The 26504-nt window shown below is 69.6% G+C and carries 28 protein-coding genes; 14 read left to right on the top strand and 14 right to left on the bottom strand.

Features of this window, described 5'->3' with window-relative positions; genetic code table 11:
* Window positions 1-23 precede the first annotated feature (23 nt).
* Window positions 24-1244: a threonine ammonia-lyase gene (gene ilvA / locus NB3_RS24885; RefSeq protein WP_067808191.1), complete on the top strand. Its 1221-nt coding sequence runs from the start codon at window positions 24-26 to the stop codon at window positions 1242-1244.
* Between the two features lie 92 nt (window positions 1245-1336).
* On the opposite strand, the gene NB3_RS24890 is transcribed toward ilvA, so the two are convergent.
* A complete protein-coding gene (locus tag NB3_RS24890; RefSeq protein WP_067808195.1) occupies window positions 1337-1660 on the bottom strand; it encodes a DMT family transporter in 324 nt (107 codons plus the stop codon).
* A 115-nt stretch (window positions 1661-1775) separates the two neighbouring features.
* Here NB3_RS24890 and NB3_RS24895 point away from each other — a divergent pair, with 115 nt between their 5' ends.
* The gene (locus NB3_RS24895; RefSeq protein ID WP_157111991.1) at window positions 1776-3035 is read left to right on the top strand and encodes a cytochrome P450 family protein; all 1260 of its coding nucleotides are present in this window, start codon (window positions 1776-1778) and stop codon (window positions 3033-3035) included.
* A 23-nt stretch (window positions 3036-3058) separates the two neighbouring features.
* Here the strand turns inward: NB3_RS24895 and argH are convergent, their stop codons facing one another.
* The 3 genes from argH to NB3_RS34485 all read right to left on the bottom strand — a co-directional run bounded on the left by argH (window position 3059) and on the right by NB3_RS34485 (window position 7071).
* Window positions 3059-4468 carry an argininosuccinate lyase gene (gene argH / locus NB3_RS24900; protein ID WP_067808203.1) on the bottom strand — a complete coding sequence of 470 codons (1410 nt, stop codon included), beginning with the start codon at window positions 4466-4468 and terminating at the stop codon, window positions 3059-3061.
* 557 nt (window positions 4469-5025) lie between these two features.
* Window positions 5026-6228 (bottom strand): argininosuccinate synthase, encoded by a 1203-nt coding sequence (locus tag NB3_RS24905; protein ID WP_067808206.1) that lies wholly within the window; start codon window positions 6226-6228, stop codon window positions 5026-5028.
* 330 nt (window positions 6229-6558) lie between these two features.
* Window positions 6559-7071 (bottom strand): tyrosine--tRNA ligase, encoded by a 513-nt coding sequence (locus NB3_RS34485; protein ID WP_244892063.1) that lies wholly within the window; start codon window positions 7069-7071, stop codon window positions 6559-6561.
* Here NB3_RS34485 and NB3_RS35950 point away from each other — a divergent pair.
* From NB3_RS35950 to NB3_RS24930, 5 genes are all read left to right on the top strand, one after another.
* The gene (locus NB3_RS35950) at window positions 6980-7477 is read left to right on the top strand and encodes a type I restriction-modification enzyme R subunit C-terminal domain-containing protein (protein WP_244892064.1); all 498 of its coding nucleotides are present in this window, start codon (window positions 6980-6982) and stop codon (window positions 7475-7477) included. The two genes, NB3_RS34485 and NB3_RS35950, sit on opposite strands and share 92 nt — an antisense overlap.
* 258 nt (window positions 7478-7735) lie before the next feature.
* Complete coding sequence (locus NB3_RS24920; protein ID WP_244892065.1) at window positions 7736-8023, top strand: WXG100 family type VII secretion target; 288 nt, start codon at window positions 7736-7738, stop codon at window positions 8021-8023.
* 5 nt (window positions 8024-8028) lie between these two features.
* A complete protein-coding gene (locus NB3_RS34490; protein WP_084823645.1) occupies window positions 8029-8331 on the top strand; it encodes a WXG100 family type VII secretion target in 303 nt (100 codons plus the stop codon).
* A 9-nt stretch (window positions 8332-8340) separates the two neighbouring features.
* Window positions 8341-9987, top strand: coding sequence for a hypothetical protein (locus tag NB3_RS24925; protein ID WP_157111992.1), 1647 nt, complete (start codon window positions 8341-8343; stop codon window positions 9985-9987).
* The gene (locus NB3_RS24930) at window positions 9978-10472 is read left to right on the top strand and encodes a hypothetical protein (RefSeq protein WP_157111993.1); all 495 of its coding nucleotides are present in this window, start codon (window positions 9978-9980) and stop codon (window positions 10470-10472) included. The genes NB3_RS24925 and NB3_RS24930 overlap by 10 nt, the downstream gene beginning before the upstream one ends.
* An 85-nt stretch (window positions 10473-10557) precedes the next feature.
* Here the strand turns inward: NB3_RS24930 and NB3_RS24935 are convergent, their stop codons facing one another.
* From NB3_RS24935 to NB3_RS24965, 7 genes are all read right to left on the bottom strand, one after another.
* Window positions 10558-11058, bottom strand: a complete 501-nt coding sequence (locus NB3_RS24935) for an arginine repressor (RefSeq protein ID WP_067808221.1) — start codon at window positions 11056-11058, stop codon at window positions 10558-10560.
* Window positions 11055-11999, bottom strand: a complete 945-nt coding sequence (argF, locus tag NB3_RS24940; RefSeq protein ID WP_067808224.1) for an ornithine carbamoyltransferase — start codon at window positions 11997-11999, stop codon at window positions 11055-11057. The genes NB3_RS24935 and argF overlap by 4 nt, the downstream gene beginning before the upstream one ends.
* Window positions 11996-13198 (bottom strand): acetylornithine transaminase, encoded by a 1203-nt coding sequence (locus NB3_RS24945; RefSeq protein ID WP_067808228.1) that lies wholly within the window; start codon window positions 13196-13198, stop codon window positions 11996-11998. Before NB3_RS24945 ends, argF begins: the two co-directional genes overlap by 4 nt.
* Window positions 13195-14130, bottom strand: coding sequence for an acetylglutamate kinase (gene argB, locus NB3_RS24950; protein WP_067808232.1), 936 nt, complete (start codon window positions 14128-14130; stop codon window positions 13195-13197). The genes NB3_RS24945 and argB overlap by 4 nt, the downstream gene beginning before the upstream one ends.
* Window positions 14127-15344, bottom strand: a complete 1218-nt coding sequence (gene argJ / locus NB3_RS24955; RefSeq protein WP_067808235.1) for a bifunctional glutamate N-acetyltransferase/amino-acid acetyltransferase ArgJ — start codon at window positions 15342-15344, stop codon at window positions 14127-14129. Before argJ ends, argB begins: the two co-directional genes overlap by 4 nt.
* Complete coding sequence (gene argC / locus NB3_RS24960; protein WP_067808237.1) at window positions 15341-16399, bottom strand: N-acetyl-gamma-glutamyl-phosphate reductase; 1059 nt, start codon at window positions 16397-16399, stop codon at window positions 15341-15343. The genes argJ and argC overlap by 4 nt, the downstream gene beginning before the upstream one ends.
* Before the next feature lie 136 nt (window positions 16400-16535).
* The gene (locus NB3_RS24965; RefSeq protein WP_067808239.1) at window positions 16536-17243 is read right to left on the bottom strand and encodes an ArsR/SmtB family transcription factor; all 708 of its coding nucleotides are present in this window, start codon (window positions 17241-17243) and stop codon (window positions 16536-16538) included.
* Window positions 17244-17308: 65 nt separating this feature from the next.
* Between NB3_RS24965 and NB3_RS24970 the strand changes: the two genes are divergently transcribed.
* From NB3_RS24970 to NB3_RS24985, 4 genes are all read left to right on the top strand, one after another.
* Window positions 17309-18115 (top strand): isocitrate lyase/PEP mutase family protein, encoded by an 807-nt coding sequence (locus NB3_RS24970; protein WP_084823646.1) that lies wholly within the window; start codon window positions 17309-17311, stop codon window positions 18113-18115.
* Window positions 18116-18224: 109 nt separating this feature from the next.
* Complete coding sequence (locus NB3_RS24975) at window positions 18225-18827, top strand: dihydrofolate reductase family protein (protein WP_067808301.1); 603 nt, start codon at window positions 18225-18227, stop codon at window positions 18825-18827.
* Window positions 18824-19162: a YciI family protein gene (locus NB3_RS24980; RefSeq protein ID WP_067808242.1), complete on the top strand. Its 339-nt coding sequence runs from the start codon at window positions 18824-18826 to the stop codon at window positions 19160-19162. The genes NB3_RS24975 and NB3_RS24980 overlap by 4 nt, the downstream gene beginning before the upstream one ends.
* Window positions 19163-20410, top strand: a complete 1248-nt coding sequence (locus tag NB3_RS24985; protein WP_067808245.1) for an RNA polymerase sigma factor — start codon at window positions 19163-19165, stop codon at window positions 20408-20410.
* 466 nt (window positions 20411-20876) lie between these two features.
* Here NB3_RS24985 and NB3_RS24995 read toward each other — a convergent pair whose 3' ends face one another.
* Complete coding sequence (locus NB3_RS24995; RefSeq protein WP_067808251.1) at window positions 20877-21368, bottom strand: pyridoxamine 5'-phosphate oxidase family protein; 492 nt, start codon at window positions 21366-21368, stop codon at window positions 20877-20879.
* Window positions 21369-21431: 63 nt separating this feature from the next.
* Between NB3_RS24995 and NB3_RS25000 the strand changes: the two genes are divergently transcribed.
* Entirely contained in the window at window positions 21432-22403 is a 972-nt protein-coding gene (locus NB3_RS25000) for a helix-turn-helix transcriptional regulator (protein WP_067808255.1), read from the top strand.
* A gap of 28 nt (window positions 22404-22431) precedes the next feature.
* On the opposite strand, the gene NB3_RS25005 is transcribed toward NB3_RS25000, so the two are convergent.
* Window positions 22432-23622, bottom strand: coding sequence for an epoxide hydrolase family protein (locus NB3_RS25005; protein WP_067808257.1), 1191 nt, complete (start codon window positions 23620-23622; stop codon window positions 22432-22434).
* A gap of 62 nt (window positions 23623-23684) precedes the next feature.
* Here NB3_RS25005 and NB3_RS25010 point away from each other — a divergent pair, with 62 nt between their 5' ends.
* Window positions 23685-24641 carry a helix-turn-helix transcriptional regulator gene (locus NB3_RS25010; RefSeq protein WP_067808259.1) on the top strand — a complete coding sequence of 319 codons (957 nt, stop codon included), beginning with the start codon at window positions 23685-23687 and terminating at the stop codon, window positions 24639-24641.
* 4 nt (window positions 24642-24645) lie between these two features.
* Here NB3_RS25010 and NB3_RS25015 read toward each other — a convergent pair whose 3' ends face one another.
* A complete protein-coding gene (locus NB3_RS25015) occupies window positions 24646-25743 on the bottom strand; it encodes an FAD-dependent monooxygenase (protein ID WP_067808261.1) in 1098 nt (365 codons plus the stop codon).
* A 112-nt stretch (window positions 25744-25855) separates the two neighbouring features.
* Here NB3_RS25015 and NB3_RS25020 point away from each other — a divergent pair, with 112 nt between their 5' ends.
* Window positions 25856-26413 carry a TetR/AcrR family transcriptional regulator gene (locus NB3_RS25020; protein WP_067808264.1) on the top strand — a complete coding sequence of 186 codons (558 nt, stop codon included), beginning with the start codon at window positions 25856-25858 and terminating at the stop codon, window positions 26411-26413.
* Window positions 26414-26504 lie beyond the last annotated feature (91 nt).

The following is a 26504-nucleotide window of genomic DNA, read 5'->3' on the forward strand; positions in this document are numbered from 1 at the left end:
TGCCCGGGTGGCAGCATGGCGCTATGGAGACGGTCGACCTGCCGCGGATCGCGGCGGCCGCGCGGCTGCTGGACCCGGTGATCCGGCGCACGCCGCTGCTGGCCTCGCGAGTGTTGTCCGAGCGCGTGGGCGCGCGAGTGTGGCTGAAGTGCGAGAACCTGCAGCGCACCGGGTCGTTCAAGCCGCGCGGAGCCTACAACCGGATCGCGAATCTGCCGCCCGAGGCGCGGGAGCGCGGCGTCGTGGCCGCGAGCGCGGGCAACCACGCGCAAGGCGTCGCGTGGTCGGCGGCCTCGCTCGGCATCGCGTCGACGGTGTTCATGCCGATCGGGGCCTCGCTGCCCAAAGTGACGGCGACGAAGGCGTACGGCGCCCGGGTCCGTCAGGTCGGTGAGACCATCGACGAGTCGCTCGATGCCGCGCTGGATTTCGCCGACCGGTTCGGAGCGACGCTGATCCATCCGTTCGACCATCCCGATATCGTGGCGGGGCAGGCCACCGTCGGCGCCGAGATCGCCGAGCAGTTGCCGAAGGTCGGCACGGTGCTCGTGCCCACCGGCGGCGGCGGGCTGTTGGCAGGCATCGCCATCGCGCTGCGGCATCTGGCGCCGGACGTGCGCGTGATAGGAGTGCAGGCGGCGGAAGCGGCCGCCTGGCCGGACTCGCTGGCGGCGGGCCACCCGGTCCGGGTCGGGCGGATGTCGACGATGGCCGACGGCATCGCGGTCGGACAGCCCGGCGTGGTGCCGTTCGACTATGTGGCCCAGCATGTTTCGCGGATCGTGACGGTGGACGAGGAAGCGCTGTCGCAGGCGCTGCTGCTGTGCCTGGAGCGGGCGAAGCTGATCGTCGAGCCCGCTGGGGCCGCGGCCGTGGCCGCCCTGATGACTCACGCGCCGGAGGAACTGGGCCTGCGCGGACCGGTCTGCGCGATCCTTTCCGGCGGCAATATCGACCCGTTGCTGCTCACCCGGGTGATCGGACACGGACTGAGCGCGGCAGGTCGCTACCTCGCCGTGCGGGTGACGATCTCCGATCGTCCCGGTGCGCTGGGAGCGTTGCTCGCGGTGGTGGGCAAGACGGGAGCCAGTGTGGTCGACGTGGCGCATTCCCGCACCGGGACGTGGCTGGCGGTGGACGAGGTCGAAGTGGCGCTCACACTCGAGACCCGAGGGTCCGGCCATCGCGACGACGTGCTCACCGCCCTCGCGAACGCGGGATACGCCGTCCGCGTCTCGGATTGACCGGAGGCCGCTCTCGGAACTTCGTCGAGTGGCACGCCACCGAGGAACCTACTCGCGAAATGCCGCGACCATGTGCCACTCGTGCGCGGAGGTTAGGGGGCGCCGCCGAGTTCCAAGGCGAGTACGCCGAGGATTACCAGGCCGATGCCGCCTACCTGTACCAGCGTGAGGCGCTCGTTCAGGAACAGCACGCCGATCAGGGCGATCGCGGCGACGCCGATCGCCGACCAGATGCCGTAGGCCACCCCGATCGGCATCCCACGCTTCAATGCCTGGGCCAGGAAGAAGAACGCCGCGCAATAGCCGACGACCACCACGATCGAGGGGGCGAGTTTGGCGAATCCGTCGGACAGTTTCAGTGAAACGGTCGCGGTCACCTCGGAAGCGATGGCCAAGGCGAGCAGCAACAAGGTCATCTTCGCAGCCTAGTCACCGCCGGGGCATGGCATCGGCCCGGCGGCGGGCGCGGGTGCTCCCAGCGGCGGGGATTCGCCGCCCCGACGGTGGCGCAGGCGTCGATACGATCGGCCGATGCGTAGCTCGGATGTTGCGGTGACCGGCTTCCCGTTCGAGGAAGTGACTTGTAACGAGGTGCCGTATGCCGAGCGCGACGAGCGGTACCGGCGATTGCACGAGTGGCCGGAAACGAGTTACGCGCACCGGTCCGGCCTGCGGATGATCTGGAAGTACGACGACGTGCGCGAGGTGCTGGACGCGACGACGCCGGGCATCTCCAACACGAATTCGCTGGACCCTCTGGTCGGTTACGCGCGGATCGCGGCGACGCCCCGCGCCATCCCGCCTTTCGTCCGGCACCTGGTCCCCCCGCCTGCGAAGGCGACGGCCAACTTGTCCGACGATCTGCTCCACAAGCGAGTGTGGAACACCATGGCCGGGCCTTCCGGCCATTTCACCATCTCCCCCTCCGATCGTCCCGCCAAGACCGCCGAGATGGCCGAGCACTTCCACCAGGCACTGCACGATATGGGTTTCCGGCCGGGCTCGCCGTTGGACGTGACCGCGTTGTCGATCGGTTACGCCGCCAGAACCGTCGGCGCGGCGGTCGGCTTGCCCGCGGCGGACTGGCCGAACGTGGCGGCTTGGAGCGGAGCGCAATCGGGACTGCTCGGTCGCGTGATGCGGGGCCGTGAACTGGCCGACGCGGTGAGCGCGCTCGGCTGGTTGTTCACCGTGAGCGGGGCGGCGGTGCGAGCGGGCCGGGGCAGCGACGCGACCGGGTTCGCCCGCAGGCTTCGCGACGCGGGGCTCTCCCACCGGATCGCGGTGTCGGCCATGGCGAATTCGCTGGCCGCCGGAGTGCACACGGTGAGCGGCAGCATCCAGCAAGGCGTGCAGCGCCTGCTCGGCGATCCGGACCGCGTCTGGTGGGATCTGCTCGCCGAGCCGGAGAGCGGCGCAGGGGTCGCGGCGAAGATCCTGCAACTCGATCCGGGGCTGGTGGCGTGGAAACGCCGGGCCAGGACGCCGGTCGTGCTGTCCAGCGGCACGCGGCTGCCCGCGGGGCCGTTGCTCGTCTTGTTCGCCGCGGCGAATCGCGATCCGGAGGCGTTTCCCGACTGCCTGGCACTGGACGGCGCGGGCAAGCTGCCGTTGACCTTCGGGTTCGGCAGACATGTCTGTCCCGGTAAAAGCATGGCGACGCTGGCCGTCGAGGTGTTTCTCCGGCAACTGCGCGAGCTGATGCCGGAGGCCGAAACACTTTCGGGACCGGGCGGACGACGCCGCAGCGATCTGCTGTTCAGCGGCGCCGACATCACCGTCGCCGGATAGGCGGTCGCGGCGGAGCGCGCGTTTCAGTCGAGCCAGGCCCGCGCCGCGGCCGCCGCCTCACGCACCTCCGCGAGCTGCGCCGCGACCTGGACGCCGGCCGTGCCGCCGCGGGCGTTGCGGGACGCGATCGAACCCTGCACGGTGAGCACCTCACGCACCTTCCCGGTCAGCGCCGGGTCGATCGCGGCGAACTCCTCGTCGGTGAGTTCGTCCAGACCGACGCCGCGCGACTCGGCGGCGCGCACGCACGCGCCCGCGGCCTCGTGCGCGACCCGGAACGGAACACCCTGGCGCACAAGCCATTCGGCGATATCCGTGGCGAGCGTGAAACCGGCGGGCGCGAGTTCGGCCATGCGATCGGTGTGGAAGGTCAATGTCGAGACCAGGCCCGCGATGGCCGGGAGCAGCAGTTCCAGTTGCGCGACCGAATCGAACAGCGGTTCCTTGTCCTCTTGCAGGTCGCGGTTGTAGGCCAGCGGTTGCGCCTTGAGCGTCGCCAGCAGGCCGGTGAGATTGCCGATCAGCCTGCCCGCCTTGCCGCGGGTCAGCTCGGAGACATCCGGGTTCTTCTTCTGCGGCATGATCGATGAACCGGTGGACCACGCGTCGGCCAGCGTCACATAACCGAATTCCGGTGTGCTCCAGATGATCACCTCTTCGGCCATCCGGCTCAGGTCGACGCCGATCATGGCCAGCACGAACGCGGCCTCGGCGGCGAAGTCGCGCGCCGAGGTGGCGTCGATCGAGTTGGCGGCGGCCGCGTCGAACTCCAGTTCCGCGGCGATGGCCTCCGGGTCGAGTCCGAGCGAGGAACCCGCCAGCGCGCCGGAACCGTAGGGCGACACCGCCGCGCGGCGATCGAAATCGCGCAGCCGGTCGAGATCGCGCAGCAGCGGGTGGGCGTGCGCGAGCAGATGATGGGCCAGCAGCACCGGCTGCGCCGCCTGCAGGTGGGTCTTGCCCGGCATCACCGCGTCCGGATGCGCCGCGGCCTGCTCCACCAGCGCGTCGACCACCGCGAGCACGCCCGCCGCCACCCGGCGCACGCCGTCACGCAGCCACATCCGGAACAGCGTCGCCACCTGGTCGTTGCGCGAGCGTCCCGCCCGCAACCGGCCGCCGAGCTCAGGACCGACCCGCTCGATCAGACCGCGCTCCAGCGCGCCGTGCACGTCCTCGTCCGAGTCGGCGGGGCCGAACGCACCGGACGCCACGTCCGCCGCGAGGCGATCCAGGCCGTCCAGCATGCCCGACAGATCGGCGTCGGAGAGCAACCCGGCCTTGTGCAGCACCCGCGCGTGCGCCTTCGACGCGCGGATGTCGTAGGGGGCCAGCGCCCAGTCGAAGTGGGTGGATTTGCTCAGCGCGGCCATGGCCTCGGCCGGTCCAGAGGCGAATCGCCCGCCCCAGAGCGCACCTTGGTTCGTGCTCATGCTGTTCCGCCTCTCCGAGTATTCAGGCTCCCCCGCCTCTCCGGGCCTTCAGACCGTACAAGTCGGGGACGGGGTCGATTTACGTTCAGGTCCTGCGTTGGGTGTCGGTCGGGTTTTGGGCGTACCCGGTGAGTTACCCATGTTCTTGCGAGATCAGTTGGTGCGTTGATTCGCGAGATCGGTTGTGTGTTGGTTTGGTGCAGTCGGTCGTGGCTGGCGGCTCAGTGGTGCCGTTGGCTCGAGGAGCCAGTTGTTGCGTCGGCGCGCGAGGGCGAGTCGTTCCTGCTCGACGCAGCTGGTCCGTTCGACGGTCGCTCGACACCATCTGCCGAGAGCGGCCTCGAGCCGGGGTGAAGGCGGTCGCAGGTTGCTTTCGGGGGTGCACTGCTGCCCTGTCAGCACGCTCCGAACGCCGATTCGAGACTACGGGAAACCACACTCGTGCCGACTCCACCGCCGCCGAAGTCGCGGCGGTGCAGCGCGAATTCTGGTTCGGGGGCCCCTCGCGGGAGCTGTCGGCGTGCCGGCGCTCGTTGCGGCGCCGGCACGCCGAGTGCCTACTTCTGGTTCAGGTCGCGGCGGGCGGCGACCTTGGAGGAAAGGCCGTGGATCTGGACGAAGCCCTTGGCCAGGGACTGGTCGAAGGTGTCGCCCTCGTCGTAGGTCGCCAGGTTGAAGTCGTAGAGCGACTGCTCCGAGCGGCGGCCGTTGACGACGGCGGAGCCGCCGTGCAGGACCATCCTGATATCGCCGGAGACGTGCTGCTGGGTGTCGGTGATGAAGGCGTCCAGCGCGCGCTTGAGCGGGGAGAACCACAGGCCGTCGTAGGCCAGCTCGCCCCAGCGCTGCTCGACCTGCCGCTTGTAGCGGCCCAGCTCGCGCTCGATGGTGACGTGCTCGAGGGCCTGGTGCGCGGTGATCAGCGCGATGGCGCCCGGCGCCTCGTAGATCTCCCGGCTCTTGATGCCGACCAAGCGGTCCTCGACCATGTCCAGGCGGCCGATGCCCTGGCGGCCGGCGCGGTGGTTCAGCTCGACGATCGCCTCCAGCACGCTGACCTGGCGGCCGTCGATGGCCACCGGCACGCCCTTGTCGAAGGTGACGATCAGTTCGTCGGGAGCCTCGAAATTGACGGTCGGGTCGGAGGTGTAGTCGTAGACGTCCTTGGTCGGGGCGTTCCACAGGTCCTCGAGGAACCCGGTCTCCACCGCGCGGCCCCAGACGTTCTGGTCGATGGAGAACGGCGACTTCTTGGTGACGTTGATCGGCAGCGAGTTCTCCTCGGCGAAGGCGATGGCCTTCTCCCGGGTCCAGGCGTAGTCACGCACCGGGGCGATCACGTTCAGGTCGGGCGCGAGCGCGCCGATGCCCACCTCGAAGCGGACCTGGTCGTTGCCCTTGCCGGTGCAGCCGTGCGCGACGGTACTCGCGCCGTGGAACTTGGCGGCCTCCACCAGGTGCTTGACGATCAGCGGGCGGCTGATCGCCGACACCAGCGGGTACTGGCCCATGTACAGCGCGTTGGCCTGGATGGTGGGCAGGCAGTACTGGTCGGCGAACTCGTCGCGCGCGTCGATGACGATCGCCTCGACGGCGCCGCAGTCCAGCGCGCGCTGGCGCACCACGTTCATGTCCTCGCCGCCCTGGCCGAGGTCGATGGCCACCGCCACCACTTCGGCGCCGGTCTCCTTGCCGATCCAGCTGATCGCGACGGAGGTGTCCAGCCCACCGGAGTAGGCGAGTACGACGCGCTCGGACATGTTCTGTGTGCTCCTCGATGTTCGATAGGTGTATCAGCAGTATGGCGGGTGTCCGAGCGGTGGGAAGCCCGGCCCCGACGCTTCGAGACCAGCCTCGGCGGGCCCGCGTCGTTTTGCAAATGATTATGCACGACGATGCAAGCCCATTCATAATTGGGGGTCGGCGTTCTTCGACCACACCGTCCTGATGACCCCGTCAGCCGGTCCGATCAAAGCCGCGAGACCTTCAGTTCGACGGGAAGGTGAGCTGGATCGACATCACCGTTATCCTCCATACTCACCGCTGAACGATGTCCGGACCGTTTTCCATCTCACTGAGCCACACCGGGGTCAACCCGGCAAACCAAGTACGGAGTTCGATGGTGCGGGCAGGTCGCCGCTGCCGAACAGCGCCTGGCTGGCCGCACGCACCCGCTGCATCGTTTCCCCGCCGTGGACCAGGGCGGTGACATCCCCGGCGAGCGCGCGCTGGGCCTCCCGTTGAGCGGGCCGATCCCGTGCAGCTGTCTCGAACGCCGCGATCTCGTCCCGGCTGCGGAAGGTGAAGATCCTGAGATAGTCCGCGACCTTGGCGTCATCGGCGCTGAGCCAGAACTGGTAGAAGTCGTACGGCGAAGTCATCTCCGGGTCGAGCCAGATCGCGTCGCCTTCGGTCTTGCCGAACTTGGTGCCGTCGGCCTTGGTGATCAGCGGCGTAGCCAAGACGTGCAGGCTTATGCCTTCGACGCGGTGAGTGAGGTCCGCGCCGACGGTGAGGTTGCCCCACGTCGCAGCGGCCGCACCTGCAGGCCCCCGGCTAATTTGGGTCACGATTGCGAAGCTCCTGCGCAATAAGCAGATCACCTCGGCCGACCTCAGCGAACTGGAAAAAATCTTCCTCGACAACGGGTTCGGCACCGCCGAGGACATCGAGCACGCCGCCGCCACCCACGGCGGGCTCGGCCTGTTCCTGCGTTCGCTCACCGGCCTCGACGCCACGGCGGCCGCCGCCGCCTTCGACGAATTCCACACCGGCCGCAATCTCACCGCCAGCCAGCTCCACTTCCTGAACCTACTCACCGAGTACATCAGGAAGAACGGGGTGATCGAAGTGGGCGCGCTCTACGAACAGCCGTTCAAGGGGGTGGCGCCAACCGGGCCGGAGGACATCTTCTCCGAAGAAGATGTGGACCGCATCGTCGAGGTGGTCAAGAACATTCGCACCACTGCGCTGCCCCTTCGGGCCGAGCAGACTGCGGCACACGGATAAGGAGGCCTGAACGCCCGGCATCATCAACGCTTGCCGTGCCGCTGCCTTACGCGCGTCGTGTCGGCGCCGCATCCGCCTGTATGATGATCAAATGCCGAGAGGCTGGGGCGCAGCTCGGTTGAAGGGGAGGAGCATGAAGCAGCCGATGCGGTCGATGGATTCCGTCAACATTCCTTATGTGGCATGTGCCACGGCTTTGGGGCGGCGATTCGCAGGGGCCCCGCGATGACGGGTGTCCCTGGGGAGCCTCTGTCGGTCGTGCCAAACGAAGTTCGCGCGCTGGGCAACTACGTGTACAGCATCGCCGATGCGCTCCGGACGGCGCTCGACTCGGCCGGAAGAGATGTTGCTGCACTTACCTCGAGCGGATGGGTCGGCGCGGCAGCAAATGGCTTCAGCGAGGGGTGGGGTGAGGTCGAATCGGGTGGGCAGCAGCTCTTCGCGGCCTTGACCACCATGGCCGAGAAGCTCGGCGTCACTGCCGAGACCTACGCACAGCGCGATCAGGCCACCGCCGTGGAGTTCGTCCGACTCGACCTTCCCTAGCTACCATGACCGACTCATTTTCCGTCGACCTCGATCAGGTCCAGCAAATAATTGCAAGACTGACCGGCCTCGCCGGATTCATCGCCGATCATGTCGACCAGATCGATGACAAGGCTGCGGAATTGTTGTCCGGGACAGGTTGGGAAGGCGTTGCCGCCCAGGCCTACGGCACCCTTCAGCAGCAATGGTCGGCAGGCGCTCGCGAATTCGTTAACGGTATTCATGATATGAGCGCGGCCGCCGCAGCCGCGCACAGTGCGTATACCGACGCGGGCACCGTGAACACCCGACTCTTCCGCAGCAGATAAGGAGCCGGATTGTCGCCGATCACTGTTGATCCCGAGGTGTACTTCGCCGCCGCCAAAGCTGTATGCAGCGAGTACACGCGGGTCATTGAATCCGTCAGTGGATGCCTGAATCCAGGTATCGTCGCGAGCAAAGGAATGGCGGGGAACTATCCGGCAGTCGCGCCGTGGGTAACCAAGTACTACTCGGTTGCCGCTGATCTCGAAGGAGTGCTCGTCGCCTACGGCAACGCGCTTCTCACCGTGGGCGACATGCTCAACCTCGCCGGCTACACCTGGGCGAAAGCCAACTACGATGCGAACCCGAGTAGCAGCAAGGGCGTCGAACCCACCATGCCACCCCCGCGGATCGGGCCGTCCTGGGACGACAAATGCATCGACATTCCCGATCCGATGCCCGCCGCATACACCACTCCCGATCGCGGTCTGCTAACGAACCCGAACTCAGCCCGCGACAAAATCACCACCGTGCTCCGACAGAACAACGCGCAGGTGCCAACTGGCGATACAGATGCCCTCACCGCGGCGAACACTGGTTGGAGCGCGTTCAGCGAACAGGACGCGTGGATGGGCGGATCCGCACGCCTCCAAGCAGTAATCGCCTCCTTCGACACCGTGACGGCGCCCGAGAAAAGCGACGTCGTCGATATGCTGAGCATTCTCGGCAGTGCGCCCGCGTCCATCGCTGAGGTGGCCAAAGGGTTCGCCTCGGCCATTGCGGCGCATGCCGCTGAGCTCGCCGAGCTTCGATCCACTCTGGTCTGGAACGCCGCAACCGCCTTTCCCGATAGCGGAACATCCTCGTCCAGCTCGAATACCGCCGTTACCGTCACATTCACCGAGGAACCCGACGACGCAACCCTGACGTCCGGGGCTTCGATGCTTGCGTCCGCAATCTCCGGTCACCCGCTATACGCGCTGCTCGCCGAGCCTGAGTTCGCCGGTGCCGACGCTCTTCCGCAACTGAAGGCGAAGCTGGAAGAGATCATGTCCTCGCCCATCGATGAGCTCACCAACCGCGCCACATGGAAATCCTCAGCGCCCAAGTGCGAGCTCAACCCGGAAGGCAAACGTGACTACGGTGGGTCTAACGAGATTGTCAGAGGATGGATCGACGACTCCGTGAAGTACGGCAACGCCGCGGGGGTAGACCCCAAGCTAGTGTTGGCGATTGTGTACAACGAGGGCGGAAACCGTGCGGATACGACGCTGGAACAAGTGGGCAGCGGTTTTTGGGACGCGACGAGAGAAATCCTCAACCCGATCCGTGAGGCAACCAGCCCGGTGGATATGGGAATGTCGCTTGGGCTGACCAACATCAAAGAAAGTACCTACCAGAAATTGCAGGAAGCGTACCCGGAGGAATTCGGCTCGATTCCCTGGGCGCGGGTTCAGTACGATGACTCGGTGGCGATCAGGGCGGCGGCTTACAGTCTGAAACGCATTCAAGAACAGTACGGCCCGTTCGTCCCGGACGAGATGAAAGAGAAGTACAACACCAACGAATTCATGGCCGCCGGATACAACTCGGAGTTGGCCATGGCGGATTACCTCCGGCAAGCAGAGCTCGGCCCGCAGGTCAAGAACTATCTCCGAATGAACGAGGCCTCGTACGCGAAAGCTTCCGAATTGATCAACGGAGCCTACACATGTCGATAGCCCAACGGATGCGTCAGCTCGGGCGGTTCACCGGATTCAGCCTCCTCGCCGTCGCCATAGTGGTGCCGGTAGCCCTCGTCTGCCTCGTCGTCTGGGGCACAATCCGTAAGAAGCTCGACCCGCCCGCGGAGATGCGGCATGCCTCAGCGACCGAAGTGACCGGATACGATGCCGTCTCCACCGAAAAGGAGTACCTCGGCGGGCTACTTGTTTCGAAGGTCTTCATCGGTCCGGTGGTCGACCGGCCACAAGACCGCATAATCTCTCCAGGGACGGCATTCCAGGACATAGGTAGACCTGGCCCGGCCGGAGTCTATTGGCTTGTCTATGGCGATTACCCAGACGGCTGTCACATCAGCGTCGATCGCGTGGTCGGCGGAGACGCACTACGCACAGTCCACAAGCTGTCGGACACCCAACGCGACGAAGTATCCCGCGGCGAAAAGCTGGTTCTAGTTGCGAAATTCACATGCGGGGAGGGTTAGTACTTTCCAGCGGCATCCGGTCTCCCGCAGTCGTCGCTCGCTGCCGACCCCGTCACTGTTGAAATCGAGTCCGGCGAGCGAGCACTCAGGCTAGCTGTTCGATCTTCGCCGCCACTTCGGCGCCGGTGAGCGGCTCGCGGGCGATGACGGCGATGGTGTCGTCGCCCGCGATGGTGCCCACGATGTATGGGAGGGCGGCGCGGTCGAGGGCGCTGGCCAGGTAGTGGGCCGCGCCGGGTGGGGTGCGCAGGACTGCGATGTTGCCGCTGGCGTCGGTGGAGACCAAGAGGTCGCCGAGCAGTTTGGACAGGCGGTCGGTGCCGCCGGTGACGCCGCGGACGGGGCTGCCGTCCTCGGGGACCACGTAGACGCCCGCGCCGCCGTCGGCGGCGCGCAGTTTCACCGCGCCCAGTTCGTCCAGGTCGCGCGAGAGCGTCGCCTGCGTGGTCTCGATGCCCTCGGCCGCCAGCAGCGCCGCCAGTTCGGTCTGGCTGCGGACCGCGTGCGCCGACAGCAGTTCGACGATGCGCGACTGCCGCCCGGCGCGGGTGCGTGCGATGGCGGGGCCGCTTCTGACCTCGGTCACGCCGAGCCCCCGTATCGTCGCTCCAGCAGCCAGACCAGCAGCGCCTTCTGGGCGTGCAGGCGGTTCTCCGCCTCGTCCCACACCACGCTGTGCGGCCCGTCGAGCACCTCGTCGGTGACCTCCTCGCCGCGGTGCGCGGGCAGGCAGTGCAGCACCACCGCGTCCGGCTTGGCGTGGGCGAGCAGGTCGGCGTTGAGCTGGAACGGGCGGAACGGGCCCACCCGGTCCAAGCCGTCGTTCTCCTGTCCCATGGACGTCCAGGTGTCGGTGACCAGCGCGTCGGCGCCCCACGCCGCGGCGACCGGGTCGCCGGTCACGGTGACGGTGGCGCCGGTCTCGGCGGCGCGCTTGCGCGCGGCCTCCACCACCCACGGCTGCGGTTCGAAACCGGCGGGCGCGGCGATGGTCACGTTCAGGCCCGCCGTGACGCCGCCGAGCAGCAGCGAGTGCGCCATGTTGTTGGCGCCGTCGCCGAAGTAGGCCAGTTCGCGGCCGGTCAGCTCGCCCTTGTGCTCGGCGAGGGTTTGCAGATCGGCGAGCACCTGGCAAGGGTGGAACTCGTCGGACAGCGCGTTGACCACCGGCACCGTCGCGGCGGCGGCCATCTCGTCGAGCCGGGACTGCTCGAAGGTGCGCCACACGATGGCGTCCACGTACCGGGACAGCACCCGGCCGGTGTCGCCGAGGGTCTCCTCCCGGCCCAGCTGGGTGTCGCGGCCGTCGACGACGACCGCGTGCCCGCCGAGCTGGGCGATGCCCATCTCGAAGGAGAACCGGGTGCGGGTGGAGTTCTTCTCGAAGATCACGCCGACGCCGCGCGGGCCCTCCAGCGGTCGCCGCGCGAACGGCGATTTCTTGAGTTCGGCCGCGAGGGCGAGGATCTCGGCCTGCTCGGCCGGGCTGACGTCGTCGTCACGCAGGAAATGCCGTACCGAGGTCATTGCGCCGCAGCCCCTTTCGCGTCCGCGAGCGCGGCGTCGAGAATTTCCGGAAGGTCGGCGACGAAATTGTCGGCCTGGGTCTCGGTCAGCACCAGCGGCGGCGCGAGCCGGATCACGTCGGGCTTGGCCGGGTTGACCAGGTAGCCCGCCTCCCGTGCCCGCGCCTCGACCTGTGCGGACACCTCGTCGGTGAGCACGATGCCCAGCAGCAGGCCCGCACCGCGCACCCGATCGATGAGCGGATGCTCGAGCAGCTCGATGCCGTCGCTGAGTCGCTTGCCGACCGACTCGACGTGCGAGAGCAGATCGGTCTCGTCGATCGTGCGCAGCACCGCGAGCGCCGCCGCGGCGCACACCGGATTGCCGCCGAAGGTGGTGCCGTGCAGGCCGGGAGTGAGCAGATCGGCCGCGCGCCCGGTGGCGAGCACCGCGCCGATCGGCAATCCGCCGCCGAGACCCTTGGCCAGGGTGATCACGTCCGGCACGATGCCGACGGCCTGGTGGGCGTAGAACTTGCCGGTCCGGCCGATGCCGGTCTGCACTTCGTCCAGCACCAGCAGCGCACCCTTGCGCGCGGTGATCTCCCGCGCCTTGGCCAGGTAGTCGAACGGCGGCACCACCACACCGCTCTCGCCCATCATGGGCTCGAGGAAGACCGCGGCGGTGTCCTCGTCCACCGCGGCCTCGAGCGCCGCGGCGTCACCGTAGGGCACGTGCACGACGCCGGGCGGCATCGGTTCGAACGGGGTCCGCTTGGACGGCTGCCCGGTGAGGGCGAGCGCGCCCATGGTGCGGCCGTGGAACGCCTCCTCACAGGCGACGATCTTGGGCCGCCCGGTGAGGCGGGCGATCTTGAACGCCGCCTCGACGGCCTCGGTGCCGGAGTTGCAGAAGAACGCGCGGCCCTCGCCGTCGCCGAAGTGCGCGAGCAACCGCTCGGCCAGCTCGATGACCGGCTCGCTGGCGTACAGATTCGACACGTGCCCGAGTGTGCCGAGCTGCTGGGTGACCGCCTCCAGGATGGCCGGATGGGCGTGACCGAGGCTGTTGACCGCGATGCCGCCCAGGAAGTCGAGGTAGCGCTTGCCGTCCGCGTCGTAGACCACGGCTCCCGCGCCGCGGACCAGCGCGACCTTCGGCGTGCCGTAGTTGTTCATCAGCGCGGCGGACCACCGCCGCTGCAGTTCAGCTGTGCTCATTGTTTCGTTCCGTTCGATGCGCCGGACCCGTTCGAGACGACCGGGGCGGCCGTCACCATCGTTCCGATTCCTTCTCCGGTGAACAGTTCCAGCAGGACGGCGTGCGGGACCCGGCCGTCGATGACATGCGCGGTGGGCACCCCTGCCGTCACGGCGCGCAAGCAGGCTTCCATCTTGGGCACCATGCCCGCATCGAGGCGCGGGAGCAACTCGGCCAGTGCCGTCGTATCGATGCTCGAGGTGAGCGACGACCGGTCCGGCCAGTTCGTGTACAGGCCCTCGACGTCGGTGAGCATCACCAGTTTCTCGGCGCCGATGCCCTCCGCGAGCGCCGCGGCGGCGGTGTCGGCGTTGATGTTGTGCACCACGCCATCGGCGTCGGGCGCGATGGTCGACACCACGGGAATGCGGCCCGCGCCGATCAGGTCCAGCACGGCATCCGGATTCACCTCGGTGACGTCGCCGACCAAGCCGATGTCGGTGGGCTCGCCGTCCACCTCCACGGTGCGCCGGGTCGCGGTGAACAGCCCGGCGTCCTCGCCGGAGATGCCGACCGCGTACGGGCCGTGCGAGTTGATCAGGCCGACGAGTTCGCGGCCGACCTGACCGAACAGCACCATCCGCACCACGTCCATCACCTCGGGCGTGGTCACCCGGAAGCCGCCGCGGAATTCCCCTTGCAGGCCGAGCTTTTTCAGCATCGCGCTGATCTGCGGGCCGCCGCCGTGCACCACCACCGGGTGCACGCCGACCGTGCGCAGGAACGCCATGTCGGCGGCGAAGGCTTGTTTGAGGTCGTCGTCGATCATGGCGTTGCCGCCGTACTTCATGACGACGATCTTGTCCCGGAACTTCTGCAACCACGGCAGGGCGCCGGCCAGGACGTGCGCCTTGTCCAGCGCCGAAAGCGCGTGCAGCACCTCGCTGGTCATGAGCTGTAGGCCGAGTTCTCTTCGACGTAACCGTGCGAGAGGTCGGTGGTGCGGATGGTCGCGCGCGCGGAGCCGACGTTCAGGTCGATCAGCACCTCGATATCGGCGCCGGACAGGTCGACCTCGCGTGCGCCGGGCGTGCCGACGCCATCGATGCACACCGGTTTGCCGTTGAACGACACCGAGATCCGGTTCGGGTCCAGCGTCACCGGCGCCATGCCGACCGCGGCGAGCACCCGGCCCCAGTTCGGGTCCGAACCGAACAGCGCCGTCTTGACCAGGCTGTCGCGGGCGACGGTGCGCGCCGCGGTCACGGCCTCGTCCTCGGTGGCCGCGCCGGCGACGGTGACCAGCACCCGCTTGGTGACGCCCTCGGCGTCGGCCATCAGCTGGGCGGCCAGGTCGTCGCAGACCGCGAGCACGGCCGCGTCCAGTTCCTCCTGGCTCGGGCTGACCTCGCTGGCGCCGTTGGCCAGCAGCAGCACGGTGTCGTTGGTGGAGCAGGAGCCGTCCACGTCGAGCCGGTCGAAGGTGCGCGCGGTGGCGTTGCGCAGCGCGTGGTCGAGCTGATCGGCGGTCACCGCCGCGTCGGTGGTGAGCACCACCAGCATGGTCGCCAGCGACGGGGCCAGCATGCCCGCGCCCTTCGCCATGCCGCCGACGTTCCACTTGTCGCGGTGGTGGAACGCGGCCTCCTTGGGCACGGTGTCGGTGGTCATGATGGCCCACGCGGCGTCCGAGCCGCCGGACAGGCCGCCGCCCATCTCGTGCACGATCTCGGTGACGGCGGGGATCAGCTTGTCCATCGGAAGCCGGTCTCCGATCAGCCCGGTGGAGCAGACCGCGATCTCCCCCGCGCCCGTCTCGGTACCCCAATTGCTCAGCGCGGCGGCGAGTTCCTCTGCGGTCTTGTGCGTGTCCTGGAATCCGCCGGGACCGGTGCAGGCGTTGGCGCCGCCGGAGTTGAGGATCACCGCGCGCAGCCGCTTGCCGGTCAGCACCTGCTGCGACCACAGCACCGGAGCCGCCTTCACCTTGTTGCGGGTGAACACGCCCGCGGCCGGGTACTCCGGCCCCTCGTTGAACACCAGCGCCAGGTCCGGCTTGCCGCTGGCCTTGATGCCCGCGGCGATGCCCGCCGCGCGGAAGCCGAGCGGTGCGGTCACGCCCTGGGTGCGGACCAGCTTGCCGCTGGCGATGTCGGTCGATGTCACGGTGCCACTCCTACGGTGGAAAGTCCTTCGGTCTCCTCGAAACCGAGGGCCAGGTTCATCGATTGCACCGCGGCGCCCGCGGTGCCCTTGGTCAAGTTGTCGATCGCGCCGATCACCACCAGCAGGCCCGCGTCGGCGTCGACGGCCACCTGCAGGGTGACCGCGTTGGAGCCGAGCACCGTACCGGTCTGCGGCAGCGCTCCTTCCGGGAGCAGATGCACGAAAGGCTCGTCGGCATAGGCCTTTTCATAGACGGCGCGCGCCTGCGCGGCGTCGACGCGGGTGGGCGCGGTGCAGGTGGCGAGGATGCCGCGCGGCATGGGCGCGAGCACCGGCGTGAACGACACCGTGACGTCCGTGCCGCCTGCCGCCGCGAGGTTCTGCGCGATCTCCGGTGTGTGCCGGTGCGCGCCCGCGATGCCGTAGGCCCGCGCCGAACCCATCACCTCCGAGCCGAGCAGACCGATGTCGGGTTTGCGACCGGCGCCGGAGGTGCCGCTCACCGCGACCACGTGCACGGTGGGCTCGACGATGCCCGCGGCGACGGCGGGAGCCAGCGCGAGACTGGCGACGGTGGGATAGCAGCCCGGCACCGCGATCCGCGTCGCCGCGCGCAGCTTCTCCCGGCCGCCGGGCAGCTCCGGCAAACCATAGGGCCAGCTGCCCGCGTGCGGACTGCCGTAGTATTTCTCCCAGGCCTCGGGGTCGGTGAGCCGGAAGTCGGCGCCGCAGTCGATGATCACGGTGGACTCGGGCAACTCGGCGGCGATGGCCGCGGACTGACCGTGCGGCAGCCCGAGGAAGACCACGTCGTGCCCGGCCAGCTCGGCGGCCGTGGTCGGCGCGAGCACCCGATCGGCCAACGGCAGCAGATGCGGCTGCAACTCCCCCAGCGTGGTGCCCGCGTTGGAGCCCGCGGTCAGCGCCCCGATGACGAGGCGCCCGGTTCGGTAGGCCGGATGCCCCAGCAGCAGACGCAACACTTCGCCGCCCGCGTACCCGCTGGCACCGGCTACCGCGACCCGCACGACGGGCCCGCCCGAGGAATCAACCATGTGATGATTATGCATGACTATGCAAGCTCATTCACAGCCTGGTCGCCGGGCGCGGTCACGACCAGCAGATACCCGCCGCCTCGTCACCCGAAACGGCGAGCCGGCGGGATCGGTCGCGACAGATGCGCGCCGCGGGTCAGCGCAGCAGGTCGGCGGCGATGCCGAGGGTGTCGGCCAGCCCTGCCTCCCCCAGGCCCGTCACCCGGACGGCGCGCCCGCTGCCGACCCGCTTGATCCACGCCAACTCGGTCATGCGGCGGCAGAGCTGCGCGCCCGCCGCGCCGCCCAGATGGACCCGGCGTTCGGTCCAGTCCAGACACGGCCGGACGATCGGCCGCCGCGTGGCCCGCAGCGCGGCGGGGTCAACGCCCATCGACTCGGCGAGCCAGGCCGCACCGGACTCTGTCAGCGCGAACCCGCTGTCCCCGCGCAACAGGCCGCGCGCGGTCATGGCATCGGTGATCGCCACACCCAATCGGCCCGCGAGATGGTCGTAGCAGGTACGGCCACGGGCCAGCGCGGCGGCGACGGTCGCGGTGCGCAGCCCCGTCGCCGGGGCCGCGGGCGGGCCGAGATGGGCGACCATGGCCTCGAGGAGTTCCGCGACCTGCGGGCCGGCCAGCCGCACATAGCGGTGCCTGCCCTGCCGGTGCTCGACCACCAACCCGCCGTCGCGGAGCCGGTCCAGGTGCTCGGTCGCGGTGGACGGCGCGACGCCGGTGTGGCGCGCGAGCTCGCCAGCGGTCCAGGCGCGTCCGTCCACCAGCGCCAGGCAGATCCCGGCGCGGGTGCGGTCGGCGAGCAGAGCGGCCAGGGCCGCCAGTTCGGCTCCTCGGTCGGGCATTCCCTCATCATGGTCCGCCGTCGTTTCGGCGGGCGCCGAAACGTGCCGTGGCTACGGTCGCGGCCATGACTTCGTCTTCGTCGCCGACCAAATTCCAGATCTTCCGCGACCTGCACCACCGCGACCTTCCCCTCGTGCTGCCGAACGCGTGGGACTTCGCCTCGGCGGCGCTGCTCGCCAACGAGGGATTCCCGGCGATCGGCACCACCAGCCTGGGCGTGGCCGCCGCTGCCGGGCTCCCCGACGGCGCGGGAGCCACGAAAGCGGAGACGTTCGCCGCGGCCCGTCGCCTGGCGCGGCTGCCCATCCCGGTCACCGTCGACATCGAGGGCGGCTTCGACGAGCGGCCCGAGGCGGTCGCCGATCTCGCCGAGCGGCTCGCGGCCTGCGGCATCGCGGGCGTCAATCTCGAGGACAGCCGCGCGGGTTCGGCTCTGACCGACCCACCCGACCACGCCCTCCTGATCGGCGCGATCAAGGACCGTGCCTCGGAGCTGTTCGTCAACGCCCGCGTCGACACCTACTGGCTCGGTCTCGATCACGGTTCAACGCACGAGCGCGTGCGACGGTACGCGGCGGCCGGGGCCGACGGCGTCTTCGTGCCCGGCCTGACCGACCCGGCGCGCATCGCGCGGATCGTGGCGGCGACCGAGTTGCCGGTCAACGTCCTCTACTCGGCCACCGGCCCCGGCGTAGCGGCACTGGCCGACCTGGGTGTGCGCCGGATCAGCACCGGGTCGCTGCTCTACCGTGCGGCGCTGTCGGCCGCCGTGGACGTCGCCCGCGCCGTGCGGAACGACGCCCCCGTCGCGCCGGGCATCGTCGGCTATTCCGATATCCAGCGTCTCCTGCCCGCGCCTACCCGCTCCTGACCACCCCGGAAATCACCGGAAGAAATTTTCCGTGCCGCTGTCGATCCATCGCTGGCCCGTTCGTGTAGGTGGTGAGACCGGCGCCGCGCCGGTCGCGGAAGGAGCGGAGATGAGCAGGATCATCGCGGTGGAGCACTTGACCTTGGACGGCGTCATGCAGGCGCCGGGCCGGGCGGACGAGGACACCAGGGACGGATTCCCCCACGGCGGCTGGGCGCACCGGCACGCCGACCCGGAGCAGGCGCAGTTCATGGGCAGGCACATGGCGGCCAACCGGGGCGCGCTGCTGCTCGGCAGGCGCACCTACGAGGACTTCGCGGGATACTGGCCGCGGCAGACCGGCGATCCGATGGCCGAAGCGCTGGACAAGACCGAGAAGATCGTCGCATCCCGTACCGGCAGCGGTCCGCTGGCCTGGCAGAACTCGACCTGGCTCGGCGGTGACGCGGCGACGGCGGTGCCGGAACTGCGGCGGCGGCAGCCGGACCGGAATCTGGTGGTGCTCGGCAGCGGTGAGCTGGTGCGCTCGCTGCTGCGCCACGATCTGATCGACGAGTACCTCTTGCTGATCCATCCGTTGGTGCTCGGCACCGGCCGCCGCCTGTTCGACGGGGTGGAGCCGGTCGGCCTGCGGCCGGTCGAGACCGTGGTGACCGGCGCCGGTGTCGTCATCACCACCTACCGGCGCGGAGGAGAAAGGACGAACCGATGAAGCACTACCTGCTCAGCATCTACCAGCCCGACGAAGGCGCGCCGGACGACCTCGACGAGATCATGCGCGATCTGGCGGCGCTGAACGACGAGATGCGGGCGGCGGGAACCTGGGTGTTCGCGGCGGGCCTGCACGCGCCGAGCACCGCCACCGTGCTGCGCGCCGAGGGCGACGACCTGCTGATCACCGACGGCCCGTACGTCGAGGGCAAGGAGCACATCGGCGGGTTCACCGTCATCCGCGCCGCCGACCTGGACGAGGCGCTGGAGTGGGGCCGCAGGCTCGCGGCGGTGGTCACCCTGCCGATCGAGGTCCGTCCGATCCAAGACGCGTAGATGAGCGAGCCCGTGACCGGACCCGCGATCGAAGCGGTGTTCGCCGAACACTACGGCCGTGCGGTCGCGAGCCTGATCCGCGTCTTCGGCGACATCGGCGTCGCCGAGGACGCGGTGCAGGACGCGTTCGCCGCGGCTGTCCAGCGCTGGCCCTCCGACGGTCTGCCGCCTAGTCCGCCCGGCTGGATCATCACCACCGCGCGCAACCGGGCGATCGACCGCCTGCGCCGCGAGGCCTCCCGCGCGGACCGGCACGCGCAAGCGGCGCTCCTGCACGCCGAGGACGAACCGGAGCAGCCCGTGAACGCGGTGCGCGACGACCGCCTCCGCTTGATCTTCACCTGCTGCCACCCCGCTCTGGCGCGGCAGGCGCAGGTGGCGCTGACCCTCCGGCTGCTCGGCGGGCTCGGCACCGCCGAGATCGCGCGCGTCTTCCTGGTTCCGGAGAAGACCATGGCGCAGCGCTTGGTGCGCGCCAAAGGCAAGATCCGCGACGCCCGCATTCCCTATCGGGTGCCCACCGACGCCGAGTTGCCCGCCCGGCTGCGGGCGGTGCTGGCCGTGGTGTACCTGATCTTCACCGAGGGGCACACGGCCTCGTCCGGCACGCGGCTGGTGCGGGCCGACCTGTGTGCCGAGGCGATCCGGCTCGGTCGCTCGCTGGCGGAGCTGATGCCGGACGAACCCGAGGTGACCGGCTTGCTCGCGCTCATGCTGCTGAGCGAGTCCCGCCGGGCCGCCCGCACGGGTGCCGACGGCTCCCTCGTCCCGCTGGCGGAACAGGATCGCGGCCGGTGGGATCGCAGCCTCATCGCGGAAGGGCACGCGCTCGTCCGGCAGTGCCTGCGCCGCAACCGGCCGGGGCCGTATCAGGTGCAGGCGGCGATCAACGCCGTGCACGCCGACGCGCCCACCGCCGCGGCCACCGACTGGCCCCAGATCCTGCGGCTCTACGACCAGCTCGCCGCGCTGACGCCGAGTCCGGTCGTCGCGCTCAACCGCGCGGTGGCGGTCGCCGAGGTGCACGGTCCGGCAACGGCTTTGGCGCTGGTGGACACTCTGCCGCTGGCGGGATACCACCTCTTCCACGCCATTCGCGCCGACCTGCTGACCCGGCTCGGGCGCACCGAAGAGGCCGCGGCCGCCTACGACGCCGCCATCGCCCGCACCGGCAACGCCGCCGAACGGAATTTCCTGACCCGGCGCCGCGCCGAACTCGGCGCACGGAAGCCGCGCCGGAGCGATTGACGCTGCGAGGAGATCGTCGCCGTATCGCCGGAGGGCCACGATCACCTTCGCGGACATCCCGCGCCACCAAGTGGTGCGCTCTCACTGAGACACCGGCCCGGCTCGATGAAATCGCGGCAGGCCACGGCTCGGCACCGACCGTGTCCATCAAGCCCCGCCACCGCTGCCCAGCCAGCCGGTTCGACACCGCGCTCGCGCCCACCAGCGCGCCCGCGGCCACGCTCTCCGAGGCCGTCCCAGTCCGCGTCCGCCTCCGGTACGCGAGGTCGTCCGACGCACCGACGCACCGACACACCGACACACCGACACACCGACACACCGACGCACCGACGCACCGACGCACCGACGCACCGACGCACCGACGCACCGACGCACCGACGCACCGAGCGATCATCACCCAGCGCCGTCGCGGTGTCCCGGTCCCGAGTCCGGCCGCCCCCGGCTAGTCGGCGTGAAGCACGTCGCATCAGTGCTTGCGCACCACCCGCTCGCCCTCACCCGGCTTCCAGATGGTGATGTCGAGGTGGTCGTCCGCGACCTCCACCGTGGACGCGCCGGTGAGATCGGCGACGTAGAAGTGGTCGAACTCCTGGCCCCTGATGTCGAAGCCGGTCTCGTCGAACAGGTGCTGGGCGAAGCGGACGTGCACGTCGCGGTCGGGAAGGTCGACGACAGCGCCGAAGAGTTTGGCGTCGCCCTCGGACACGTTCGTGTCCACCGTGGCGGTGTGCAGGCAGAAACGCGGGTCGCGGGCCAGATCGCGGAACTTGGTCGTGCCCGGCATCCCCGCGATCACCAGGGACCCGTCGAAGACGCGCGGCTCGATCGGACTGATCCGCGGCGATCCGTCGGAACGGATGGTGCCGAGCATGCAGAGGTTGCCCGCCGCGCGGTGTCTGCGCACGAAGATCTCGGCGATGTGCGGCGCTTCTTCGGTGAACCGGCTCCAAGTGGTCATGCCGAGGACGCTACGGCGCAAACCTGACATCTTCTGTCCACGTTTGCGGCTAGTCTCGTCTGCGTGCGGGCGAGTCGATTGCTGCAACTGCTGTTGCTGTTGCAGACCAGGGGCGGGCTCACCGCGCCCGAGCTGGCCAGGGAACTGGAGGTGTCGGTGCGCACCGTCTACCGCGATGTCGAGGCCCTCTCGGCGGCCGGTGTCCCGGTCTACACCGAGCCGGGGCGGGCCGGTGGGGTGCGGTTGGTCGACGGCTTCCGCACCCGCCTGACCGGCCTCACCACCGAAGAGGCCGACGCGGTGCTGCTGGCCGGTCTGCCCGGCGCCGCCGCCGATCTCGGGCTCGGCACCGTGCTGGCCACTGCGCAGTTGAAGGTGCTCGCCGCGCTGCCGCCGGAACTGCGCGGGCGGGCGACGCGCATCGCCGAGCGGGTGCTCGTCGACGTACCGGGTTGGTTCCACCAGCCGGACGAGACCCCGATGCTCGCGACCATCGCCGACGCGCTCTGGCACGACCGCAGGCTGCTGGTGCGCTACCGCCGCACCGACAAGGTGGTCGAGCGCGTGCTCGACCCACTCGGTCTGGTGCTCAAGGCGGGCACCTGGTATCTGGTCGCGCGCAGCGGGAGCACCCCGCGCTCCTACCGGGTCGGCCGGATCGTCGCCGCCGAACCGACCGGCGAAACCTTCACCCGCCCGGCGGCATTCGACCTGCGAGCGCATTGGTCCGAGGCCGCCGACGAATTCGCGCGTTCGATGCTGCGCGTGCGGGCGCGCTGCCGGATCGCCGCCACCCACCTGCGATTGCTGCGGCTGACGAACGATCCGGCGGCGGTCGCGGAGGCACTGGCGTCGGCCGGACCGCCCGATGCCGAAGGGTGGGTCGAGGTGGTCGTTCCGTCGGAGTCCTACGACGTGCTCGCCCACGGCCTGCTGCCGCTCGGCGAGCACGTCGAGGTGCTGGAACCACCGCAGTTGCGCGCGCGGCTCGCGGCGACCGCCGCCGCCATGCACGCGCGCTACTCCGGGAAGTAGATCACCGGACGAGTGGAGCCGGGACTCGTCAGCGCAGCGCGCGGAAGAATCCGCGCACGTCCGCGATCAGCAGGTCCGGCGCCTCCATGGCCGCGAAATGCCCGCCGCGGTCGAATTCGGTCCAGCGGACAATGTTGTGCGCGTCCTCGGCGAGCTTGCGGACGGACAGGTCGCCGGGGAAGATCGCCGCCGCGGTGGGCACATCGGACTTGCGCACCGGCGCGCCCCACACCGCGGATTCGCTGTAGAGCCGCAGCGAGGAGGCGAACGTGCCGGTGAACCAGTACAGGCTCACGTTGGTCAGCAGCGCGTCCCGGCCCACCGCGTCGTCGGGCAGCTCGATCGCCGGGTCGGTGTACTGCCGGAACAGGTCGGCGATCCAGGACAGCAGCCCGGCGGGTGAGTCCTGGAGCCCGATCGCCAGCGTCTGCGGACGGTTCGCCTGCACGGTCGCGTAGTCGTAGCGGGCGTAGCTGTCCGGACCGGTCAGCGTGTCCAGCTTCGCCTGATCTTCCGCGGACCATTCCGCCTGAGCCGCGTATTCGTCCGCGCCGCCCCCGGATTCGGCATCGCCGCCGTCCCAGGACGGAATCGTGATCGGGCCGTTCACGTGCAGACCGACCACGTGCTCGCGATCGATATGGCCGAGCTGGGCGGCGACGAAGTACCCCGCGTCGCCGCCCTGCACGCCGTAACGGTCGTAGCCCAGCCGCGCCATGAGCGCCGCGACCACCTCCGCGAACCGCTCGGTCGAGCCCGCACCCGGCTCGGGCGACACCGTGGAGAACGCGAAACCCGGCAGCGAGGGAACAACCAGGTGGAACGCGTCGGCCGGGTCGCCGCCGTGCGCACGGGGATCGCTCAATGGTCCGAGCACCTTCGCGAACTCGGTGAACGACGCGGGCCAGCCGTGCCCGAGCACCAGCGGCAGCGCATCCGGCTCCGGCGAGCGGACGTGCAGGAAATGCACCTGCTGTCCATCGATGCCGGTGACGAACTGCGGCAGCTCGTTCAGCTCCGCTTCCACGGCGCGCCAGTCGAATTCGGTACGCCAGTATTCGGCCAGCGGCCGCAGGTAGGACACGCGCATGCCCTTGCTCCATCCGGCGCCGGGCAGGTCGCTCGGCCACAAGGTATCGGCGAGGCGCCTGCGCAGATCGTCGATCCGCTCCTGCGGGATGTCGATGCGGAAAGGACGAATGTCGTGTTCGGTTGTCATATCGGCCACCGTAGGAAGCGCTTAGGACGGGTTCGTTCCTAACTTCCGGGCATGCTGGCGGCATGCTGGAAACGTCGGCCCGCCTGCTCCAACTGCTGACTCTGCTGCAAACCCGCCCGGACCGGACGGGCGCCGAACTCGCCGAACGGCTCGGCGTCACCGGACGCACGGTGCGCAGGGACATCGATCGCCTCCGCGAACTCGGTTATCCGATCCATGCCATCCGCGGCGCCGCGGGGTACCGCCTCGGCGCGGGAGCGGCGCTGCCGCCGCTGCTGCTCGACGACGACGAAGCGGTGGCGGTGGCGGTCGGGCTTCGCGGCGGCACCGTGACCGGGTTGGAGGAGGCATCGTTGCGCGCGCTCACCAAACTGGAGCAGGTGCTGCCGCCGCGCCTGCGGCACCGGGTCCGCACCCTGCGCGGCGCGACCCTGCGCGTCGACGGGCCCGCGCCGGAGGTCCAGCCGGACACGCTCATGGCCATCGCCGAGACGTGCCAACGCCACGAACGGCTCCGGTTCGATTACCGCGCCCACAGCGGCACGCTCGGTCTGCGCACCGTCGAGCCGCACACCCTCGTGCACTTCAGCAGGCACTGGTATCTGGTCGCCTGGGATGTCGACCGCACCGACTGGCGCACCTTCCGGGTGGACCGGATCATCCCGCGGATCCCGGCCGGGCCCCGCTTCACGCCTAGGGAGCCGCCGGAAGGTGATGTCGTGGCGTATCTGTCGATGCGGTTGTCGGCCCGTGGGTGGCCGCAGCAGGCGACGGTGCTGCTGCACCGATCGGCCGAGGACGCCGCCGGGCGCGTGTGGCCCGGCGCCGGCGTCGTGGAAGCCGTCGACGAGCACAGCTGCCGCCTGCACGTCGGCAGCGAGACGCCCGAACAGCTGGTCTGGATGATCACCTCCGTCGATCTCGACTTCACGGTGCTCACCGGCCCACCGGAACTGCTCGACGCGCTGCGCCACCAGGCCGCCCGCTGCGCGCGCGCCGTCCGCGACTTCGCACCGTAGCGGGCTAGCAGCGCCAATCCAGCACCGCGGCGAAGGACCGCAGCTGCACCGAGTCGGGGGTCGCCCGCAGCACGGCGTCCCGTAGCGCGACGAACGGCGGGAACGACAGTTGCGCCACCGTGCCGATCCGGCGCGAGCGCGATGCGATCATCCTCGTGCGCGGCCTGCGTTCGCGGTCGTAGGCGGTCAGGTCGCCGCCGTGGGCCGCCACCTCGGCCAGCACGACGGCGTCCTCCAGGGCTTGGCAGGCGCCTTGCCCGAGGTTGGGCATCATCGCGTGCGCCGCGTCGCCGACCAGCGCGATCCGTCCGGCCACGAAGGTTTTCAGCGCGGGCAGATCGTAGAGGTCGTGCCGCAGCACCTCGGCGTCCTCGGCCGCGGCGAGCAGGGCGGGGATCGGGTCGTGCCATCCGCCGAACCGCGCGCGCAGTTCGGCCGCACCGCCCGCCGCACCAGCGGGCACGTTCGCGGTGGCGTAGCAGTAGACCCGTCCGTCCGCGAGCGGCGCGTACCCGAAACGCTCACCCCGGCCCCAGCTTTCACCCATGTCGATGACCGGCTCACGCGGCGTGACGACCACACGCCAGGCGGTGTAACCGCCGTAGCGTGGTTGTATCTCGCCGCACACGGCACGGCGCACCGCGCTGCGGATGCCGTCGGCGCCGACGACGACGTCCCCGCTGGATGTGCCCGCGGAGTGCGCCACCGTGCCGTCGGCCTCCGCCGCGGCCACGGTCACACCGGTGCGCAGCGCCTCCGCCGGGATGGCGGACCGCAGGATGTCCACCAGGTCGGCGCGGTGCAGCATGATCGGGCTGCCGTAGGTGGCGCGGAGCTGCTCGGCGTCGATCCCGGCCAGCCGGCGTCCCGCGCGGTCGCGAATGGCCGCCGCGCCATCCTCGACGGCCCGAGCGCGCACCCGGTCGCCGAGGCCGAGCGCGTCGAGTGCGCGAAGAGCGTTGGGCCACAACGACAATCCCGCGCCGACCGCCGTGATATCGGCGGCCCGCTCCAGCACTTCGACGCGCCAGCCCTGCCGCAGGAAGGCCACCGCGGTCGCCAGACCACCGATGCCACCGCCCACGATGACCGCCTCGGACATCGCTTCCCCTTTCTCCGGACCGCTCGGCGAGCAGCTCACCCGCACGCTACTACTGATGTAGTGTCGCGGGGCGGGACTGTAACCAGCGTCACTACTCCTGTAGTATCGCTGGATGTCCAGCAAGCGCGAACTCGTCTTGGACGCCGCGATCGAACTGCTCGGCTCCCGCGGCATCCGCGCCATGACCCACCGCGCGGTCGACGAGGTCGCCGGCATGCCCGCCGGATCGGCGTCCAACTACTTCCGCACCCGCGCGGCGCTGCTGGCGGGTATCGCCGAGCGCCTGGAGGCACGCGATCACGCGGATTGGGAGACGCTCAACCGGCGCCCCAGCCCCGGCACCGTCGAAGAACTCGTCAACGGCACGGCCGCCTACGTCGTCCACGCGGTGCGGACCGACCGCACCCGGACGCTGGCGCGCTACGCGCTGTTCCTGGAAGCGCAGACCGCCCCTGCGCTGCACGAGACGGTGCGGCGCGGCCACCGCAGGCTCAGCGAATGGGCCGCGAGCCTGCTGGCGAACGTCGGTGGGGACCGGGCGACGACACAGATCTTGGTAGGCCAGCTCGACGGCATCATCCTGCACCAATTGGTCGATCCGACACCGGATTTCGATCCCCGCCCCGTGCTGGACCGGTTGGTGCGCGCGCTGATCGATTCGAACGACTAGCGCCACGTGGCCGCAGTCGCGCGATTCGGTCGCCGGGTCCGCGGTTGCACCCGGCGTCGCGGAATCCGCCGCCACCGGCTCGGCGCCGCCC

Origin of the sequence: Nocardia beijingensis NBRC 16342, from assembly GCF_001612785.1 — a bacterium.
GTDB lineage: Bacteria > Actinomycetota > Actinomycetes > Mycobacteriales > Mycobacteriaceae > Nocardia > Nocardia beijingensis.

Coding starts and splice junctions, on each gene's coding strand:
- ilvA (WP_067808191.1), top strand. CDS start 24: ATGGAGACGGTCGACCTGCCGCGGATCGCGGCGGCCGCGCGGCTGCTG.
- NB3_RS24890 (WP_067808195.1), bottom strand. CDS start 1,660: ATGACCTTGTTGCTGCTCGCCTTGGCCATCGCTTCCGAGGTGACCGCG.
- NB3_RS24895 (WP_157111991.1), top strand. CDS start 1,776: ATGCGTAGCTCGGATGTTGCGGTGACCGGCTTCCCGTTCGAGGAAGTG.
- argH (WP_067808203.1), bottom strand. CDS start 4,468: ATGAGCACGAACCAAGGTGCGCTCTGGGGCGGGCGATTCGCCTCTGGA.
- NB3_RS24905 (WP_067808206.1), bottom strand. CDS start 6,228: ATGTCCGAGCGCGTCGTACTCGCCTACTCCGGTGGGCTGGACACCTCC.
- NB3_RS34490 (WP_084823645.1), top strand. CDS start 8,029: ATGACCGACTCATTTTCCGTCGACCTCGATCAGGTCCAGCAAATAATT.
- NB3_RS24930 (WP_157111993.1), top strand. CDS start 9,978: ATGTCGATAGCCCAACGGATGCGTCAGCTCGGGCGGTTCACCGGATTC.
- argF (WP_067808224.1), bottom strand. CDS start 11,999: ATGACCTCGGTACGGCATTTCCTGCGTGACGACGACGTCAGCCCGGCC.
- NB3_RS24945 (WP_067808228.1), bottom strand. CDS start 13,198: ATGAGCACAGCTGAACTGCAGCGGCGGTGGTCCGCCGCGCTGATGAAC.
- argB (WP_067808232.1), bottom strand. CDS start 14,130: ATGACCAGCGAGGTGCTGCACGCGCTTTCGGCGCTGGACAAGGCGCAC.
- argC (WP_067808237.1), bottom strand. CDS start 16,399: ATGGTTGATTCCTCGGGCGGGCCCGTCGTGCGGGTCGCGGTAGCCGGT.
- NB3_RS24965 (WP_067808239.1), bottom strand. CDS start 17,243: ATGCCCGACCGAGGAGCCGAACTGGCGGCCCTGGCCGCTCTGCTCGCC.
- NB3_RS24970 (WP_084823646.1), top strand. CDS start 17,309: ATGACTTCGTCTTCGTCGCCGACCAAATTCCAGATCTTCCGCGACCTG.
- NB3_RS24975 (WP_067808301.1), top strand. CDS start 18,225: ATGAGCAGGATCATCGCGGTGGAGCACTTGACCTTGGACGGCGTCATG.
- NB3_RS24980 (WP_067808242.1), top strand. CDS start 18,824: ATGAAGCACTACCTGCTCAGCATCTACCAGCCCGACGAAGGCGCGCCG.
- NB3_RS24985 (WP_067808245.1), top strand. CDS start 19,163: ATGAGCGAGCCCGTGACCGGACCCGCGATCGAAGCGGTGTTCGCCGAA.
- NB3_RS24995 (WP_067808251.1), bottom strand. CDS start 21,368: ATGACCACTTGGAGCCGGTTCACCGAAGAAGCGCCGCACATCGCCGAG.
- NB3_RS25005 (WP_067808257.1), bottom strand. CDS start 23,622: ATGACAACCGAACACGACATTCGTCCTTTCCGCATCGACATCCCGCAG.
- NB3_RS25010 (WP_067808259.1), top strand. CDS start 23,685: ATGCTGGAAACGTCGGCCCGCCTGCTCCAACTGCTGACTCTGCTGCAA.
- NB3_RS25015 (WP_067808261.1), bottom strand. CDS start 25,743: ATGTCCGAGGCGGTCATCGTGGGCGGTGGCATCGGTGGTCTGGCGACC.
- NB3_RS25020 (WP_067808264.1), top strand. CDS start 25,856: ATGTCCAGCAAGCGCGAACTCGTCTTGGACGCCGCGATCGAACTGCTC.